Annotated in this window: 11 protein-coding genes; 9 read left to right on the top strand and 2 right to left on the bottom strand. The window is 68.0% G+C overall.

What is annotated here, in order from left to right; genetic code table 11:
- The first annotated feature begins 60 nt into the window (after nt 1-60).
- From rpoC to AB4Z01_RS23985, 3 genes are all read left to right on the top strand, one after another.
- Entirely contained in the window at nt 61-4,386 is a 4,326-nt protein-coding gene (rpoC, locus tag AB4Z01_RS23995; protein WP_441698277.1) for a DNA-directed RNA polymerase subunit beta', read from the top strand.
- Nucleotides 4,387-4,577: 191 nt separating this feature from the next.
- Complete coding sequence (locus tag AB4Z01_RS23990) at nt 4,578-5,762, top strand: glycosyltransferase (protein WP_441698275.1); 1,185 nt, start codon at nt 4,578-4,580, stop codon at nt 5,760-5,762.
- A 38-nt stretch (nt 5,763-5,800) separates the two neighbouring features.
- Complete coding sequence (locus AB4Z01_RS23985; protein WP_441698273.1) at nt 5,801-6,121, top strand: hypothetical protein; 321 nt, start codon at nt 5,801-5,803, stop codon at nt 6,119-6,121.
- A 12-nt stretch (nt 6,122-6,133) separates the two neighbouring features.
- On the opposite strand, the gene AB4Z01_RS23980 is transcribed toward AB4Z01_RS23985, so the two are convergent.
- Together AB4Z01_RS23980 and AB4Z01_RS23975 are read right to left on the bottom strand one after the other, a co-directional pair.
- On the bottom strand, nt 6,134-6,508 hold the full coding sequence (locus tag AB4Z01_RS23980) for a hypothetical protein (RefSeq protein WP_441698271.1): 375 nt from the start codon (nt 6,506-6,508) through the stop codon (nt 6,134-6,136).
- 76 nt (nt 6,509-6,584) lie between these two features.
- The gene (locus AB4Z01_RS23975) at nt 6,585-7,211 is read right to left on the bottom strand and encodes a 2OG-Fe(II) oxygenase (protein ID WP_441698270.1); all 627 of its coding nucleotides are present in this window, start codon (nt 7,209-7,211) and stop codon (nt 6,585-6,587) included.
- 164 nt (nt 7,212-7,375) lie between these two features.
- Here AB4Z01_RS23975 and AB4Z01_RS23970 point away from each other — a divergent pair, with 164 nt between their 5' ends.
- From AB4Z01_RS23970 to tuf, 6 genes are all read left to right on the top strand, one after another.
- Complete coding sequence (locus tag AB4Z01_RS23970) at nt 7,376-8,458, top strand: glycosyltransferase family 4 protein (protein WP_441698269.1); 1,083 nt, start codon at nt 7,376-7,378, stop codon at nt 8,456-8,458.
- Between the two features lie 40 nt (nt 8,459-8,498).
- Nucleotides 8,499-9,428 (top strand): RNA polymerase sigma factor SigJ, encoded by a 930-nt coding sequence (sigJ, locus tag AB4Z01_RS23965; protein ID WP_441698372.1) that lies wholly within the window; start codon nt 8,499-8,501, stop codon nt 9,426-9,428.
- Between the two features lie 316 nt (nt 9,429-9,744).
- A complete protein-coding gene (gene rpsL, locus AB4Z01_RS23960) occupies nt 9,745-10,116 on the top strand; it encodes a 30S ribosomal protein S12 (RefSeq protein WP_026873043.1) in 372 nt (123 codons plus the stop codon).
- A gap of 11 nt (nt 10,117-10,127) precedes the next feature.
- The gene (gene rpsG / locus AB4Z01_RS23955) at nt 10,128-10,598 is read left to right on the top strand and encodes a 30S ribosomal protein S7 (RefSeq protein WP_441325748.1); all 471 of its coding nucleotides are present in this window, start codon (nt 10,128-10,130) and stop codon (nt 10,596-10,598) included.
- Nucleotides 10,599-10,625: 27 nt separating this feature from the next.
- Nucleotides 10,626-12,701 (top strand): elongation factor G, encoded by a 2,076-nt coding sequence (gene fusA, locus AB4Z01_RS23950; RefSeq protein ID WP_441698266.1) that lies wholly within the window; start codon nt 10,626-10,628, stop codon nt 12,699-12,701.
- Between the two features lie 29 nt (nt 12,702-12,730).
- Nucleotides 12,731-13,852: elongation factor Tu (gene tuf, locus AB4Z01_RS23945; RefSeq protein ID WP_441698264.1), on the top strand; the 1,122-nt coding region annotated here is incomplete at its 3' end.

The following is a 13,852-nucleotide window of genomic DNA, read 5'->3' as shown; positions in this document are numbered from 1 at the left end:
GACAGGGCCGGCCATCGTTGAACCCTATACGTCCGTCCCTACCCCCGGGGGAGCAGGTACATGAACGAGTTGATGAATCTCGTCGGCCAGGTCTCGACGCCGCAGAGCTTCGACCAGATCAAGATCCAGATCGCCAGCCCGGAGCGCATCCGCTCCTGGTCCTATGGCGAGATCAAGAAGCCCGAGACGATCAACTACCGGACCTTCAAGCCGGAGCGGGACGGCCTGTTCTGCGCCCGGATCTTCGGTCCGATCAAGGATTACGAGTGCTTGTGCGGCAAGTACAAGCGCATGAAGTATCGCGGCATCATCTGCGAGAAGTGCGGCGTCGAGGTCACGCTGTCGAAGGTCCGGCGCGAGCGCATGGGCCATATCGAGCTGGCCTCGCCGGTGGCGCATATCTGGTTCCTGAAGTCGCTGCCGTCGCGCATCGGCCTGATGGTCGACATGACGCTCAAGGATCTCGAGAAGGTCCTGTATTTTGAGAGCTTCGTGGTGGTCGAGCCCGGCCTGACCGCGCTGAAGAAGAACCAGCTCCTCACCGAGGACGAGTATCTTCGCGCCCAGGACGAGTACGGCGAGGATTCCTTCACCGCCAAGATCGGCGCCGAGGCCCTCAAGGGCATGCTTTCGGGCATGGACCTCGAGGAGCAGCGGGTGCAGGTCCGTGAGGAGCTGCGCGAGACCGGTTCCGAGGCCAAGCGCAAGAAGCTGGTCAAGCGGCTGAAGCTGATCGACGCCTTCCTGGAATCCGGCTCGCATCCGGARTGGATGGTGCTCGACGTCGTTCCGGTGATCCCGCCGGAGCTGCGCCCGCTCGTCCCCCTGGACGGCGGCCGCTTCGCCACGTCCGACCTGAACGACCTCTATCGCCGCGTCATCAACCGCAACAACCGCCTGAAGCGGCTGATCGAGCTGCGCGCGCCCGACATCATCGTGCGCAAYGAGAAGCGCATGCTGCAGGAGGCGGTCGACGCGCTGTTCGACAACGGCCGCCGCGGCCGCGTCATCACCGGCGCCAACAAGCGCCCGCTGAAGTCGATCAGCGACATGCTGAAGGGCAAGCAGGGCCGGTTCCGCCAGAACCTGCTCGGCAAGCGCGTCGACTATTCGGGCCGTTCGGTCATCGTCGTCGGGCCGGAGCTGAAGCTCCACCAGTGCGGCCTGCCGAAGAAGATGGCGCTCGAGCTGTTCAAGCCGTTCATCTACCACAAGCTTGAACTGTACGGCATGGCGTCCACCATCAAGGCCGCGAAGCGGATGGTGGAGAAGGAGCGGCCGGAGGTCTGGGACATCCTCGAGGAGGTCATCCGCGAGCACCCGGTCCTGCTGAACCGCGCCCCGACGCTGCACCGCCTGGGCATCCAGGCGTTCGAGCCGACCCTGATCGAGGGCAAGGCGATCCAGCTGCACCCGCTGGTCTGCACCGCCTTCAACGCCGATTTCGACGGCGATCAGATGGCCGTGCACGTGCCGCTCGCGCTCGAGGCCCAGCTCGAGGCCCGCGTGCTGATGATGTCGACCAACAACATCCTCAGCCCGGCCAACGGCAAGCCGATCATCGTGCCGTCGCAGGACATCGTCCTCGGCATCTACTACCTGTCGATGGAGCGCAACGACAAGCTCGGGCCCGCGCTGTCGATCGACGGGATCGAGGCGCTGACGTCGGCGATCACCAATGACGACATCATCCTGCAGAACCCGGCCAAGCCGGCGGATGTGGTCGACGCCACCGACATCAAGGCGGTGTTCGAGAAGCTGAAGTCGGGCAAGCTGACCGCCCACCAGATCCCCCGTTTCGCCTCGATCGGCGAGATGGAGCAGGCGATGGCGGCCGGCGTGATCGGCATGCACAGCCGGATCAAGACCCGGTTCAAGACGGTCGACGAAAACCACCAGGAGATCATCCAGCGCGTCACCACCACGCCGGGCCGGATGCTGCTGTCCGAGATCCTGCCGCGGCACCCGGCGGTGCCGTTCAGCCAGGTCAACCGGCTGTTGACGAAGAAGGACGTCACCAACGTCATCGACATCGTCTACCGCCACTGCGGCCAGAAGGAGACGGTGATCTTCTGCGACCGGCTGATGGGCCTGGGCTTCGCCCATGCCTGCCGCGCCGGCATCTCCTTCGGCAAGGATGACATGGTCATCCCGAAGGCGAAGGAAGAGCTGATCGCCAAGGCGACGCAGCTGGTGAAGGAGTACGAGAATCAGTATCTCGACGGCCTGATCACCCGCGGCGAGAAGTACAACAAGGTGGTCGACGTGTGGTCGAACACCACCGACGAGGTGGCGCGTGAGATGATGGCCGAGATCCAGGCCACGCTCACCGACCCGACCCGGCAGGTGAACTCGGTCTACATGATGGCCCATTCCGGCGCCCGCGGTTCGGCGGCGCAGATCCGGCAGCTCGCCGGTATGCGCGGCCTGATGGCGAAGCCGGACGGGTCGATCATCGAGACGCCGATCATCTCGAACTTCAAGGAAGGCCTGACCGTTCTCGAGTACTTCAACTCGACGCACGGCGCCCGCAAGGGCCTGGCCGACACCGCCTTGAAGACCGCGAACTCCGGCTACCTCACCCGCCGCCTGGTCGACGTCGCCCAGGATTGCGTGGTGGTCGAGGAGGATTGCGGCACCAAGAACGGCATCACCACCGGCGCCGTGATCGATGGCGGCGAGGTGATCGTGCCGCTGGGCGAGCGTCTCCTGGGCCGCTGCGCCGGCGAAGCGGTGCTGCATCCGCTGACCGGTGAGGTCGTGGTCCAGCAGGGCGAGCTGATCGACGAGGCGCTGGTCGAGGCGGTCGAGATCGCCGGCATCGACCGGGTGCTGATCCGGTCGGCGCTGACCTGCGAGACCAAGGGCGGCATCTGCGGCAAGTGCTATGGCCGCGACCTGGCCCGCGGCACCACGGTGAACATCGGCGAGGCCGTCGGCGTCATCGCSGCGCAGTCGATCGGCGAGCCGGGCACCCAGCTGACGATGCGGACGTTCCACATCGGCGGCGCGGCCCAGCGTGGTGCGGAGGCATCTGCGATCGAGGCGGCGTTCGACGCCAAGGTCCAGATCAAGAACCGCAACGTGGTGAAGAACGGCCAGGGCGTCCTGGTGGTGATGAGCCGGAATTGCGAGCTGCAGCTCGTCGACGGGCAGGGCCGCGAAAAGGCGCGCCACCGTCTGCCCTACGGCGCCAAGCTGCTGGTCGATGACGGCGAGAAGATCGAGCGCGGCCGCAAGATGGCCGAGTGGGATCCGTACACCATGCCGATCATCACCGAGAAGGCGGGCACGGCGACCTATATGGACCTGGTCGAAGGCGTCTCGATCCGCGAGGTCGTCGACGAGCAGACCGGCATCTCGGCCAAGGTGGTGGTCGACTGGCGGCAGCAGCCGCGCGGCGACCAGCTGAAGCCCCGCATCGTCCTGCGCGACGAGAAGGGCGAGGTGATCCGCCTGCCGAACGGCCTGGAGGCGCGCTACTTCCTCTCGGTCGACGCCATCCTGCAGGTCGAGAACGGCGCGCAGGTGCAGGCCGGCGACGTCATGGCCCGTATCCCGCGCGAAGGCTCGAAGACGCGTGACATCACCGGTGGTCTGCCGCGCGTCGCCGAGCTGTTCGAGGCCCGCAAGCCGAAGGACTACGCCATCATCTCGGACCTCGATGGCCGGGTCGAGTTCGGCAAGGACTACAAGACCAAGCGGCGCATCGTCGTGCGCCATGAGGAGTCGGGCGAGGAGCGCGAGTACCTCATTCCGAAGGGCAAGCACATCTCGGTGCAGGAAGGCGACTACGTCCTCAAGGGCGACCAGCTGCTGGACGGCAACCCGGTGCCGCACGACATCCTGTCGGTCCTCGGCGTCGAGGCGCTGGCGGACTACCTGGTCAATGAGATCCAGGACGTCTACCGGCTCCAGGGCGTGAAGATCAACGACAAGCACATCGAAGTGATCGTCCGCCAGATGCTGCAGAAGATCGAGGTGACGGAGGTGGGCGACACCACCCTCCTGATCGGCGATCAGGTCGACCGCGAGGACTTCGAGGAAGAGAACGAGAAGACGATCCGCGAGAACCTGCGGCCGGCCAAGGGCGTCTCGGTGCTCCAGGGCATCACCAAGGCCTCGCTGCAGACCAAGTCGTTCATCTCGGCGGCCTCGTTCCAGGAGACCACCCGCGTCCTCACCGAGGCGGCGGTCTCCGGCAAGGTCGACGACCTGGCCGGCCTCAAGGAGAACGTCATTGTCGGCCGCCTGATCCCGGCGGGCACCGGCTCGGTGGTCAACCGCCTGCGAGCGATCGCCGGCGAGCGCGACCGGGTCGCCCGGCTGCAGCACGAGGAGCAGGACGGCGAGCCGGCCCTGCCCTCGGGCGAGGCCGCCGCCTGATCCGGGCTAGCTCCAAAGGGAAAACCCCCTCCGGTCCGCCGGCGGGGGTTTTTCTTTGTCTGGAGCCTGAGCCGCTCGCGTAGGTTGGGTTCGCATCGCGAACCCAACACCGGTCCGGGCTGCGCGATGTTGGGTTCGCGTCCGCGAACCCAACCTACGGGGGCGCCTCCATTCAGCCCCCGGAGACTGCCATGCGGGTCCTGTTCAGCTTTGCCGGCGGGAGCGGGCACTTCCAGCCGCTGGTGCCGCTCGCCGTGGCGGTGCGGGCGGTCGGGCACGACGTCGCCTTCGCCGGGCAGCCGGCGATGACCGAAACGGTCGAGGCGGCCGGCTTTGCCGCCTTCGCTACCGGCGGGGAGACGCTGCGCTCGGCCCCGGTCCGCACGCCGCTGCTCGCCTTTGACGCGGCGCGAGAGGACCGGGCGGTGCGCGACGGCTTCGCCGGGCGGGTGGCGCGCGACCGGGCGGCGGCGCTGCTCGATCTGTGCGGCCGCTGGCGGCCGGACCTGCTGGTCTGCGACGAGATGGATTTCGGCGCCATGGTCGTGGCCGAGCGCCTCGGCCTGCCCCATGCCTCGGTGCTGGTGATCGCGGCCGGCGCCCTGGTCCGGCCCGATCTGGTGGCGGCGCCGCTCGCCGCGCTGCGGGCGGAGCACGGCCTCGGCCCCGATCCGAATCTGGCGATGCTGCGCCGGCACCTGGTGCTGTCGCCGGTGCCGCCCTCCTTCCGCGACCCGGCCCACCCGCTGCCGGCGACGGCGCGGCTGATCCGCCCGTCGGTCGGCGAGGCCGCGGCGGAGGTGCCGGCCTGGCTCGCGGCCCTGCCGACCGATCGGCCGGTCGTCTACGCCACGCTCGGCACCGTGTTCCATCTCGAAGCCGGGGACCTGCTCGAGCGGATGGTCGCCGGGCTGCGCGACCTGCCGGTCAGCCTGGTGGTCACCACCGGACGCGAGATCGACCCGGCCGCCTTCGGCCTGCAGCCGGCGCATGTCCGGATCGAGCGCTACGTGCCGCAATCACTGCTGCTGCCCCGTTGCAGCCTGATGGTCTCGCAGGCCGGGTCGGGCGGCGTGATCGGGGCGCTGGCGCATGGCGTGCCGATGGTCCTGCTGCCGATCGGGGCGGACCAGCCGGCCAATGCGGAGCGCTGCGCCGCGCTCGGCGTCGCCCGGGTGCTCGACCCGGTCGGCTGCTCGCCGGAGACGGTGCGCGAGGCCGCGCGGCCAGTGCTGGCCGATCCGGGCTGTCGGTCGGCGGCGGCACGGATGGCGCGGGAGATCGCCGCCATGCCGGACCCGGCGGAGGCAGTGCCGCTGCTGGAGCGCCTTGCCGCCGGGACCACGGAATTGCCGCAAATCGGCGATAGCCGTTGAAGCTGCCGGGCTCGGCTCGGGCGGTGCGGGAGGAGCGAATGCGGACGCGGCGGATCCTGGGTCTCGGCGTGCTTGTGGCGCTCTCGGGGCCTCTCACGGCCGGGACCGCGTCGGCGCAGCGGCAGGTCGAGTATGATTCGACGGGGCGCCTGATCGGATACGGGCGCCAGGACGGCAAGCGGACCGTCCACTACGACTCCGCAGGTCGGATGACGGGATATGACCGGCAGGACGGCTCCCGCGTCGTCCGCCACGATTTCGTCGGCCGCACGCTCGGCTATGACCGCCAACAGGGCAACCGGACGATCCACTACGATTCGACCGGGCGCATCATCGGCAGCAGCGACAAAGCGGATTGAGGGCCGCGGGCCTCAGCCGGCCCTCGGCAGCACCGCGCCGTCGCGGGCGTAGACGAGGGCGATGCGGCACGATGTCGGCTCGAACTGCACCACGACGCTGCCGCCGCCGGCCATCTTGAGCCAGGCCTGGCGCTGCAGGTTGCGCCGCGTCCCTCCACTGCGCCGGCCGCTCGTCGCCGCCGGCGCCAGGTCGTAATCGGTGATCCGGTCGGCGGCGATCCCGGCCGCCGTCAGCGCCCCGGCGATCCGGTCGCTGCAGGCGTTGCCGCCGGACAGCTGCCGCAGCTTCGCCGCCACGGCCGGGTCGGGCGCGGCTTCCGGCGGCGCCGCGGCGATGCAGCCGGTCAGGACGAAGCCGGCGACGACAAGGGTTCGGATCGGATGCATTGCCGTCTCCCGTCGGTCGGAGGGGCCGGCCGCCGGCCGGCGCCCCTGATGCGATATGGGGTTCAGGCCGCTCCGCTCAATGCTTCTTGCCGAAGGAGAACAGCTTCTTCAGGAAGCTGGACTGGCCGTGGCGCTTGCGCTTGCGGGCGATCGCCTCCTCGTTCACGCACCAGGCGATCTGGAGCACCCGGCGCTCGCCCTTGAACGGCAGGTGGCCGTGCCAGGAATGGTCGGAGCGCTGGAAGGCCAGGAAGTTGCCGAAGGTCGGCGCCACTTCCCGGGCATCCGGGCTGTTGATGTCCTGGCTGGTCAGGATGCGCAGGCAGCCCTCGTTCGAGGCCCATTCCTGGTTCAGATAGACCAGCGCGGTGACGATCTTGTCCGCCCCGTCGGTGTGCGGCCGCCCGGCCGCCGCCTCGGACCATTTCCGCACCGTGACCAGGGTCGGCTTCGACGCCAGGTCGAGGCCGAACTTGGTGCCGAGCATGGTGGCGAATTCCCGGCTGGTGACGTCCGACACCAGCTCCTTGAACGCGGCGCCGGCCGGGTACTCGTCCGGCGGCACGAAGCCGGTGATCGGGATGTCGGGGAAATCCTTCTCCAGCTCGGCGCGGCGCGCCTCGGGCAGCACATCCCCGGAAATCACATGCGGGAACGGCGTCCGGTCCACCGCCGCCTGTTCGAGCACATCGTAACGAAGCATCACACCGTTCTCCTGCAGCGCGGCCCGACCCTCGGCCGGCCACGCGATCTCGCGGCGGAGAATAGGCCCGGGGCCGGCTGCGATCAACTCGCAGCGCGGTCGCAGGCCAGGAGAACCCTGGCATCGGCCGCCGCGGGTCGCCATAAAGGCGCCCGGAGGTAGCCATGGGTCCCATCGTCATCGTCCTGCCGCGCAAGATGAAGTTCGGCGCCGTCGGCGCCAGCCCGGTCGATCTCTATGCGCGCGATACCGTCACCTTCAGCCGCTACGCGCAGGACATCGTCGTGGTCGGGCAGGATGCGGGCGAGCCCTTCCCGGGCATCCGCTTCCATCCGATCCCGCTGCAGGAGGGGGAGCCGCATCGCCGCTGGATGAAGCGGGCACTGCCGCAGATCAAGGCGCTGAACCCGTCGCTGATCGAGGTCCACGCCCACCGGGTGACCGCCTCGGCCCTCGCCCGGGCCCTGCCGCGGGTGCCGCTCCTGTACTTCCGGCACAACTTCATCCGCTTCCACAAGGGCCTGCTGTGGCGGCTGCACTATCGGGCCGCCGTCTCCCGCTTCGCCGGTTTCGTCTTCGTGTCCGAGGCGCTGCGCCGGCACTTCCAGGCGCACGCGCCCTGGTTCAAGGGCACGCTCGACGTCGTCTATAACGGCCTCGACATGGACGCGCCGGCGCCGCCGCCCGAGGCCAAGGAGAACATCATCATCCAGGTCGGGCGGGTGATCCCGGACAAGGGGCCGCTGGAATTCGCCCGGGCGATGAAGCCGGTGCTGGCGGCGCATCCGGACTGGCGGGCGGTGATGATCGGCCGCGGCCGCGACCCGGCCTTCGTCAGCCGAGTCAAGGCGACCCTGGCCGAGGCCGGCGACCGGGCGCAGTTCCTGCCCTTCATGCCGCATGACGAGGTCATGGGCTGGGTCCGCCGCGCCGCCATCGCCTCGGTGCCCTCGGTCTATGAGGAGCCGTTCGGCCGCACCGCGCTGGAGGCGCTGACCTGGGGCGCCGCGCTGATCTGCTCCGGCACCGGCGGCCTGCGCGAGATCACCGGCGACACGGCGGTCACCCTGCCGAAGGTGACGGCGGAGGCCATCCAGGCGGCGGCCGAGACCCTGATCGGCGACCCGGCGCTGCGCCGCCGGCTGCAGCTCGCTGGGCCGGCCCGGGCGAGGGCGCATTTCGACGCCCGCAGCATCGTCGCAGGGCTCGACGAGGTCCGCGCGCGGCATCTGGCCGAGCGGGTGTAGGCTGCCACGTCACATCTGCAGAGGCTGTCCCGTCTTGTCCGTGTCGCCCTTCGCCCCCGAGACGCAGATGGACCACGCCCATGCCCGTTCCGACGCCGCGGACTTCGAAGCCAGCCGCAGGGTCCTGTGGGGCCTGGCCTACCGCATGCTCGGCTCGCGCGCCGATGCCGAGGACGCGGTGCAGGAGACCTGGCTGCGCTGGCAGGCGGCCGACCGCGGCGCCGTCGACAGCGCCCGGGCCTGGCTGGTCACCGCCTGCACCCGGCTGTGCATCGACCAGCTCCGCTCGGCCCGGCACCGGCGCGAGACCTATGTCGGTCCCTGGCTGCCGGAGCCGCTGGTGACCGACACCGCCCCCTCCGCCGCCGAGGAGCTGGAGCGCAGCGAGACGCTGACCACCGCCTTCCTGCTGCTGCTGGAGAAGCTGACGCCGGTCGAGCGCGCGGCCTATCTGCTGCAGCATGTCTTCGGCCTGGAGCATGCCGCCGTGGCGACCGCGCTCGACCGCAGCGACGCCGCCACCCGCCAGCTGGTCAGCCGCGCCCGGCGCAAGCTGGAGGGCAGCGGCCTTGCCGCCGAGCCGGTGCCGCAGCCGCGGCACCAGGCGATGCTGACCGCCTTCCATGACGCGCTGCGCTCCGGCGATCTGGCACAGCTGACCGCGCTGCTGGCCCGCGACGCCCAGCTCTACAGCGACGGCGGCGGCAAGGCGCGGGCGGCGATGAACGTGATCGAGGGCAGCGAGCGGGTGGCCCAGTTCCTGCACGGCATCTGGCGCAAGTTCGGCCGCGAATTCACCTATCTGCCGCGCTGGATCAACGGCCAGCAGGGCTATGTGGTGATGGACGGCGACCAGCTGATGGGCACCATCGGCATCGCCGTCGGAGCCGAGGGAATCACCGGCGTGTTCTGGACCCGCAACCCCGACAAGCTGGGCTCGGTCTCGCTGCCGGGGCAGGGCGGCGCCTGATCGTTTCGCAGGCGATCGATGCGGCTTGACGGGGCAGGGGTGCATCCGTATAGTCCGCGCGCTTTTCCGGGAGCCGGCTGTAACCCGTTTTGCGACGGGTTAGACGCGCTTTCCGCAGAGACAGACGACCGCGGATGCATCTGGGATGCAGCCGCGACAAGCGAAGGACTCCGGTTGGCCCCGCAGGCGTGGGCGCCTCGGGGTCCTGTATCGTTTGCGTCATCCTTCTCTCGGATTGTGATGTCGAGCCAGTGGCGACCGGAGGGGTGGGCCGCTTTGCCGGGCCGTTTTTGTCGAAGAACCAAGAAGGGCAGATATGCCGACGATCAATCAGTTGATCCGTAAGCCGCGCCAGCCGCAGCGGGCGCGCAACAAGGTGCCGGCTCTCCAGGCCTGCCCGCAGAAGCGTGGCGTTTGCACCCGTGTCTACACCACGACCCCGAAGAAGCCGAACTCGGCGCTTCGTAAGGTGGCGCGCGTGCGCCTCACCAACGGGTTCGAGGTCACCAGCTACATCCCGGGTGAGGGCCACAACCTGCAGGAGCACTCGGTCGTCATGATCCGCGGCGGTCGTGTGAAGGACTTGCCGGGCGTGCGCTACCACATCATTCGCGGCACGCTCGATACGCAGGGTGTCAAGGATCGTCGCCAGCGCCGGTCGAAGTACGGCGCGAAGCGTCCGAAGTAAGGAGGTCACAGATGTCCCGTCGCCATCGCGCCGAGAAGCGTGAAATCCTGCCGGACCCGAAATTCGGCGATGTCATCCTGTCGAAGTTCATGAACAACCTCATGTACGACGGCAAGAAATCCACCACCGAGACGATCGTCTACGACGCTCTCGACAAGCTGCAGAGCCGCACCAAGGCCGATCCGATCGTGGCCTTCCATGAGGCGCTGGCGAATGTCCGCCCGCATGTCGAGGTCCGCTCGCGCCGGGTCGGCGGCGCCACCTACCAGGTGCCGGTCGAAGTCCGTGCCGAGCGTGGCCAGGCCCTGGCCATCCGCTGGCTGATCGCGGCGGCGCGCAAGCGCTCCGAGACCACCATGGTCGACCGCCTCTCGAACGAGCTGATGGACGCCTCCAACCAGCGGGGCGCCGCGGTGAAGAAGCGCGAAGACACTCACAAGATGGCGGACGCCAACAAGGCGTTCTCGCACTACCGCTGGTAACCCAGCCTCCGGCCCGAGAGACTGATCATGCCGCGTAGCCACGCGATCGAGAAATACCGCAACATCGGCATCATGGCGCACATCGATGCCGGTAAGACGACCACGACCGAGCGAATCCTCTACTACACCGGAAAGTCGTACAAGATCGGCGAAGTGCATGAAGGCACGGCGACGATGGACTGGATGGAGCAGGAGCAGGAGCGCGGCATCACCATCACCTCGGCTGCGACCACCGCCTTCTGGCGCGACCACCGCGTCAACATCATCGACACGCCGGGCCACGTCGACTTCACCATCGAGGTCGAGCGGTCTCTGCGCGTGCTCGATGGTGCGGTGACGGTGTTCGATTCGGTGGCGGGCGTCGAGCCGCAGTCCGAGACCGTCTGGCGCCAGGCCGATAAGTACAAGGTTCCGCGGATCTGCTTCGTCAACAAGATGGATCGGATCGGCGCCAACTTCTATCGCTGCGTCGACATGATCAAGGACCGGCTGGGCGCGGTGCCGCTGGTGCTGAACCTGCCGATCGGCGTTGAGAGCGAGTATGCCGGCATCGTCGACCTGGTCGAAAACCGGGCGGTGATCTGGGAGGACGACAGCCTCGGCGCCAACTTCCGCGTCGCCGAGATCCCGGATGACCTGAAGGAGAAGGCGGCCGAATACCGCCATGCCCTGCTCGACACCGCGGTCGAGATGGACGACACGGTGATGGAGGCCTATCTCGAGGGCACCGAGCCGACGCCGGACCAGCTGCGCGCCTGCATCCGCAAGGGCACGCTGGCGTTCAAGTTCGTGCCGGTGCTCTGCGGCTCGGCCTTCAAGAACAAGGGCGTGCAGACCCTGCTCGACGCCGTGGTCGACTTCCTGCCGTCGCCGCTCGACGTCGCCCAGGTCGAGGGCCACAAGGTCGATTCGGACGAGCCGGACACCCGGCCGACCAATGACGAGGCGCCGTTCTCGGCTCTCGCCTTCAAGATCATGACCGACCCGTTCGTCGGTTCGCTGACCTTCGCCCGCATCTATTCGGGCACGCTGCTGGCCGGGTCCTACGTCCAGAACTCGGTCAAGAGCCAGAAGGAGCGGGTGGGCCGCATGCTGCTGATGCATGCGAACAACCGCGAGGAGATCAAGGAGGCCAGCGCCGGTGACATCGTCGCCCTGGTCGGCCTGAAGAACACCACGACGGGCGACACCCTGTGCGATCCGGCCAAGCCGATCGTGCTCGAGCGCATGGAGTTCCCGGAGCCGGTCATCGAGGTCGCGGTCGAGCCGAAGTCGAAGGCCGACCAGGAGAAGATGTCGACCGCGCTGCAGCGCCTGGCGCAGGAGGATCCGTCCTTCCGCGTCGCCGTGGATCCTGAGAGCGGCCAGACCGTGATCAAGGGGATGGGCGAGCTCCATCTCGAGATCCTGGTCGACCGCATGAAGCGCGAGTTCAAGGTGGACGCCAATGTCGGCGCGCCGCAGGTGGCCTATCGCGAGACCATCACCCAGCGGGCCGAGATCGACTACACCCACAAGAAGCAGACCGGCGGTTCGGGCCAGTACGCCCGCATCAAGCTGGTGTTCGAGCCGCTGCCGGCGGGGTCGGGCTATCAGTTCGAAAGCTCGGTCATCGGCGGCACCGTGCCGCGGGAATACATCCCGGGCGTGGAAAAGGGCCTGAACTCGGCCAAGGACACCGGCGTGATCGCCGGCTTCCCGGTCATCGACTTCAAGGCAAGCCTGATCGACGGCGCCTACCACGACGTCGACTCCTCGGTGCTGGCGTTCGAAATCGCCTCCCGCGCCGCGTTCCGCGAGGGCATTCCGAAGGCCCGGCCGGCGCTGCTCGAGCCGATCATGAAGGTCGAGGTGGTGACGCCCGAGGACTACATGGGCGACGTCATCGGCGACCTGAACAGCCGCCGTGGCCAGATCCAGGGCATGGACAGCCGCGGCAACGCCCAGGTCATCGCCGCGATGGTGCCGCTGGCCAACATGTTCGGCTACGTCAACACCCTGCGGTCGATGTCCCAGGGCCGCGCCCAGTATTCGATGCACTTCGATCATTACGAGCAAGTGCCCCAGGCGATCGCCGACGAAGTCCGCGCCAAGCTTGCTTGATGCGCGCTTAAGAAGAACGGAGAGAGAGAATGGCGAAGGCGAAGTTTCAGCGGACGAAGCCGCACTGCAACATCGGCACGATTGGTCACGTGGACCATGGCAAGACATCGCTGACGGCGGCGATCACGAAGGTGCTTGCGGAGACGGGCGGGGCGACGTTCACGGCGTACGACCAGATCGACAAGGCGCCGGAAGAGAAGGCGCGCGGGATCACGATCTCGACGGCGCATGTGGAGTACGAGACGGCGAACCGTCACTACGCGCATGTGGATTGCCCGGGCCACGCCGACTACGTGAAGAACATGATCACGGGTGCTGCGCAGATGGACGGCGCGATCCTGGTGGTGTCGGCGGCCGACGGCCCGATGCCGCAGACCCGCGAGCACATCCTCTTGGCGCGCCAGGTCGGTGTGCCGGCGCTGGTGGTGTTCCTGAACAAGGTCGACATGGTCGACGATCCGGAACTGCTGGAGCTGGTGGAGCTCGAGGTCCGCGAGCTGCTGTCGAGCTACGACTTCCCCGGGGACGACATTCCGATCATTCCGGGCTCGGCGCTGGTGGCGCTGGAGGATGGCGACAAGAAGCTGGGCCATGACGCGATCCTGGAGCTGATGGCGAAGGTGGACGCGTACATCCCGCAGCCGGAGCGTCCGAAGGACCGTCCGTTCCTGATGCCGATCGAGGACGTGTTCTCGATCTCGGGCCGCGGCACGGTGGTGACGGGCCGGATCGAGCGCGGKATCGTGAAGGTSGGYGAGGARRTSGAGATCGTCGGTCTGAAGSMSACGSWGAAGACGAYCTGCACSGGCGTCGAGATGTTCCGCAAGCTCTTGGACCAGGGCGAGGCGGGCGACAATGTCGGCGCRCTGCTGCGCGGCACCAAGCGYGAGGAGGTCGAGCGSGGCCAGGTTCTGGCCAAGCCGGGCTCGATYACGCCGCACACCGAGTTCAAGGCCGAGGCGTACATCCTGACGAAGGAAGAGGGCGGCCGTCACACGCCGTTCTTCACCAACTACCGTCCGCAGTTCTACTTCCGGACGACGGATGTGACCGGTGTGGTGGAGCTGCCGGAAGGCACCGAGATGGTGATGCCGGGCGACAACATCTCGATGAAGGTGACGCTGATCGCGCCGATCGCGATGGATGAAGGC

The organism is Inquilinus sp. YAF38, from assembly GCF_052113205.1.
Lineage (GTDB): Bacteria > Pseudomonadota > Alphaproteobacteria > DSM-16000 > Inquilinaceae > Inquilinus.
The sequence above is the reverse complement of the archived record's forward strand: the minus strand, read 5'-3'. Positions and strand labels throughout refer to the sequence as shown.

What these genes read in the sequence shown, in the direction of transcription:
- AB4Z01_RS23990 (WP_441698275.1), top strand. Translation starts at nt 4,578, where the DNA reads ATGCGGGTCCTGTTCAGCTTTGCCGGCGGGAGCGGGCACTTCCAGCCG.
- AB4Z01_RS23980 (WP_441698271.1), bottom strand. Translation starts at nt 6,508, where the DNA reads ATGCATCCGATCCGAACCCTTGTCGTCGCCGGCTTCGTCCTGACCGGC.
- rpsL (WP_026873043.1), top strand. Translation starts at nt 9,745, where the DNA reads ATGCCGACGATCAATCAGTTGATCCGTAAGCCGCGCCAGCCGCAGCGG.
- rpsG (WP_441325748.1), top strand. Translation starts at nt 10,128, where the DNA reads ATGTCCCGTCGCCATCGCGCCGAGAAGCGTGAAATCCTGCCGGACCCG.
- AB4Z01_RS23985 (WP_441698273.1), top strand. Translation starts at nt 5,801, where the DNA reads ATGCGGACGCGGCGGATCCTGGGTCTCGGCGTGCTTGTGGCGCTCTCG.
- AB4Z01_RS23975 (WP_441698270.1), bottom strand. Translation starts at nt 7,211, where the DNA reads ATGCTTCGTTACGATGTGCTCGAACAGGCGGCGGTGGACCGGACGCCG.
- AB4Z01_RS23970 (WP_441698269.1), top strand. Translation starts at nt 7,376, where the DNA reads ATGGGTCCCATCGTCATCGTCCTGCCGCGCAAGATGAAGTTCGGCGCC.
- fusA (WP_441698266.1), top strand. Translation starts at nt 10,626, where the DNA reads ATGCCGCGTAGCCACGCGATCGAGAAATACCGCAACATCGGCATCATG.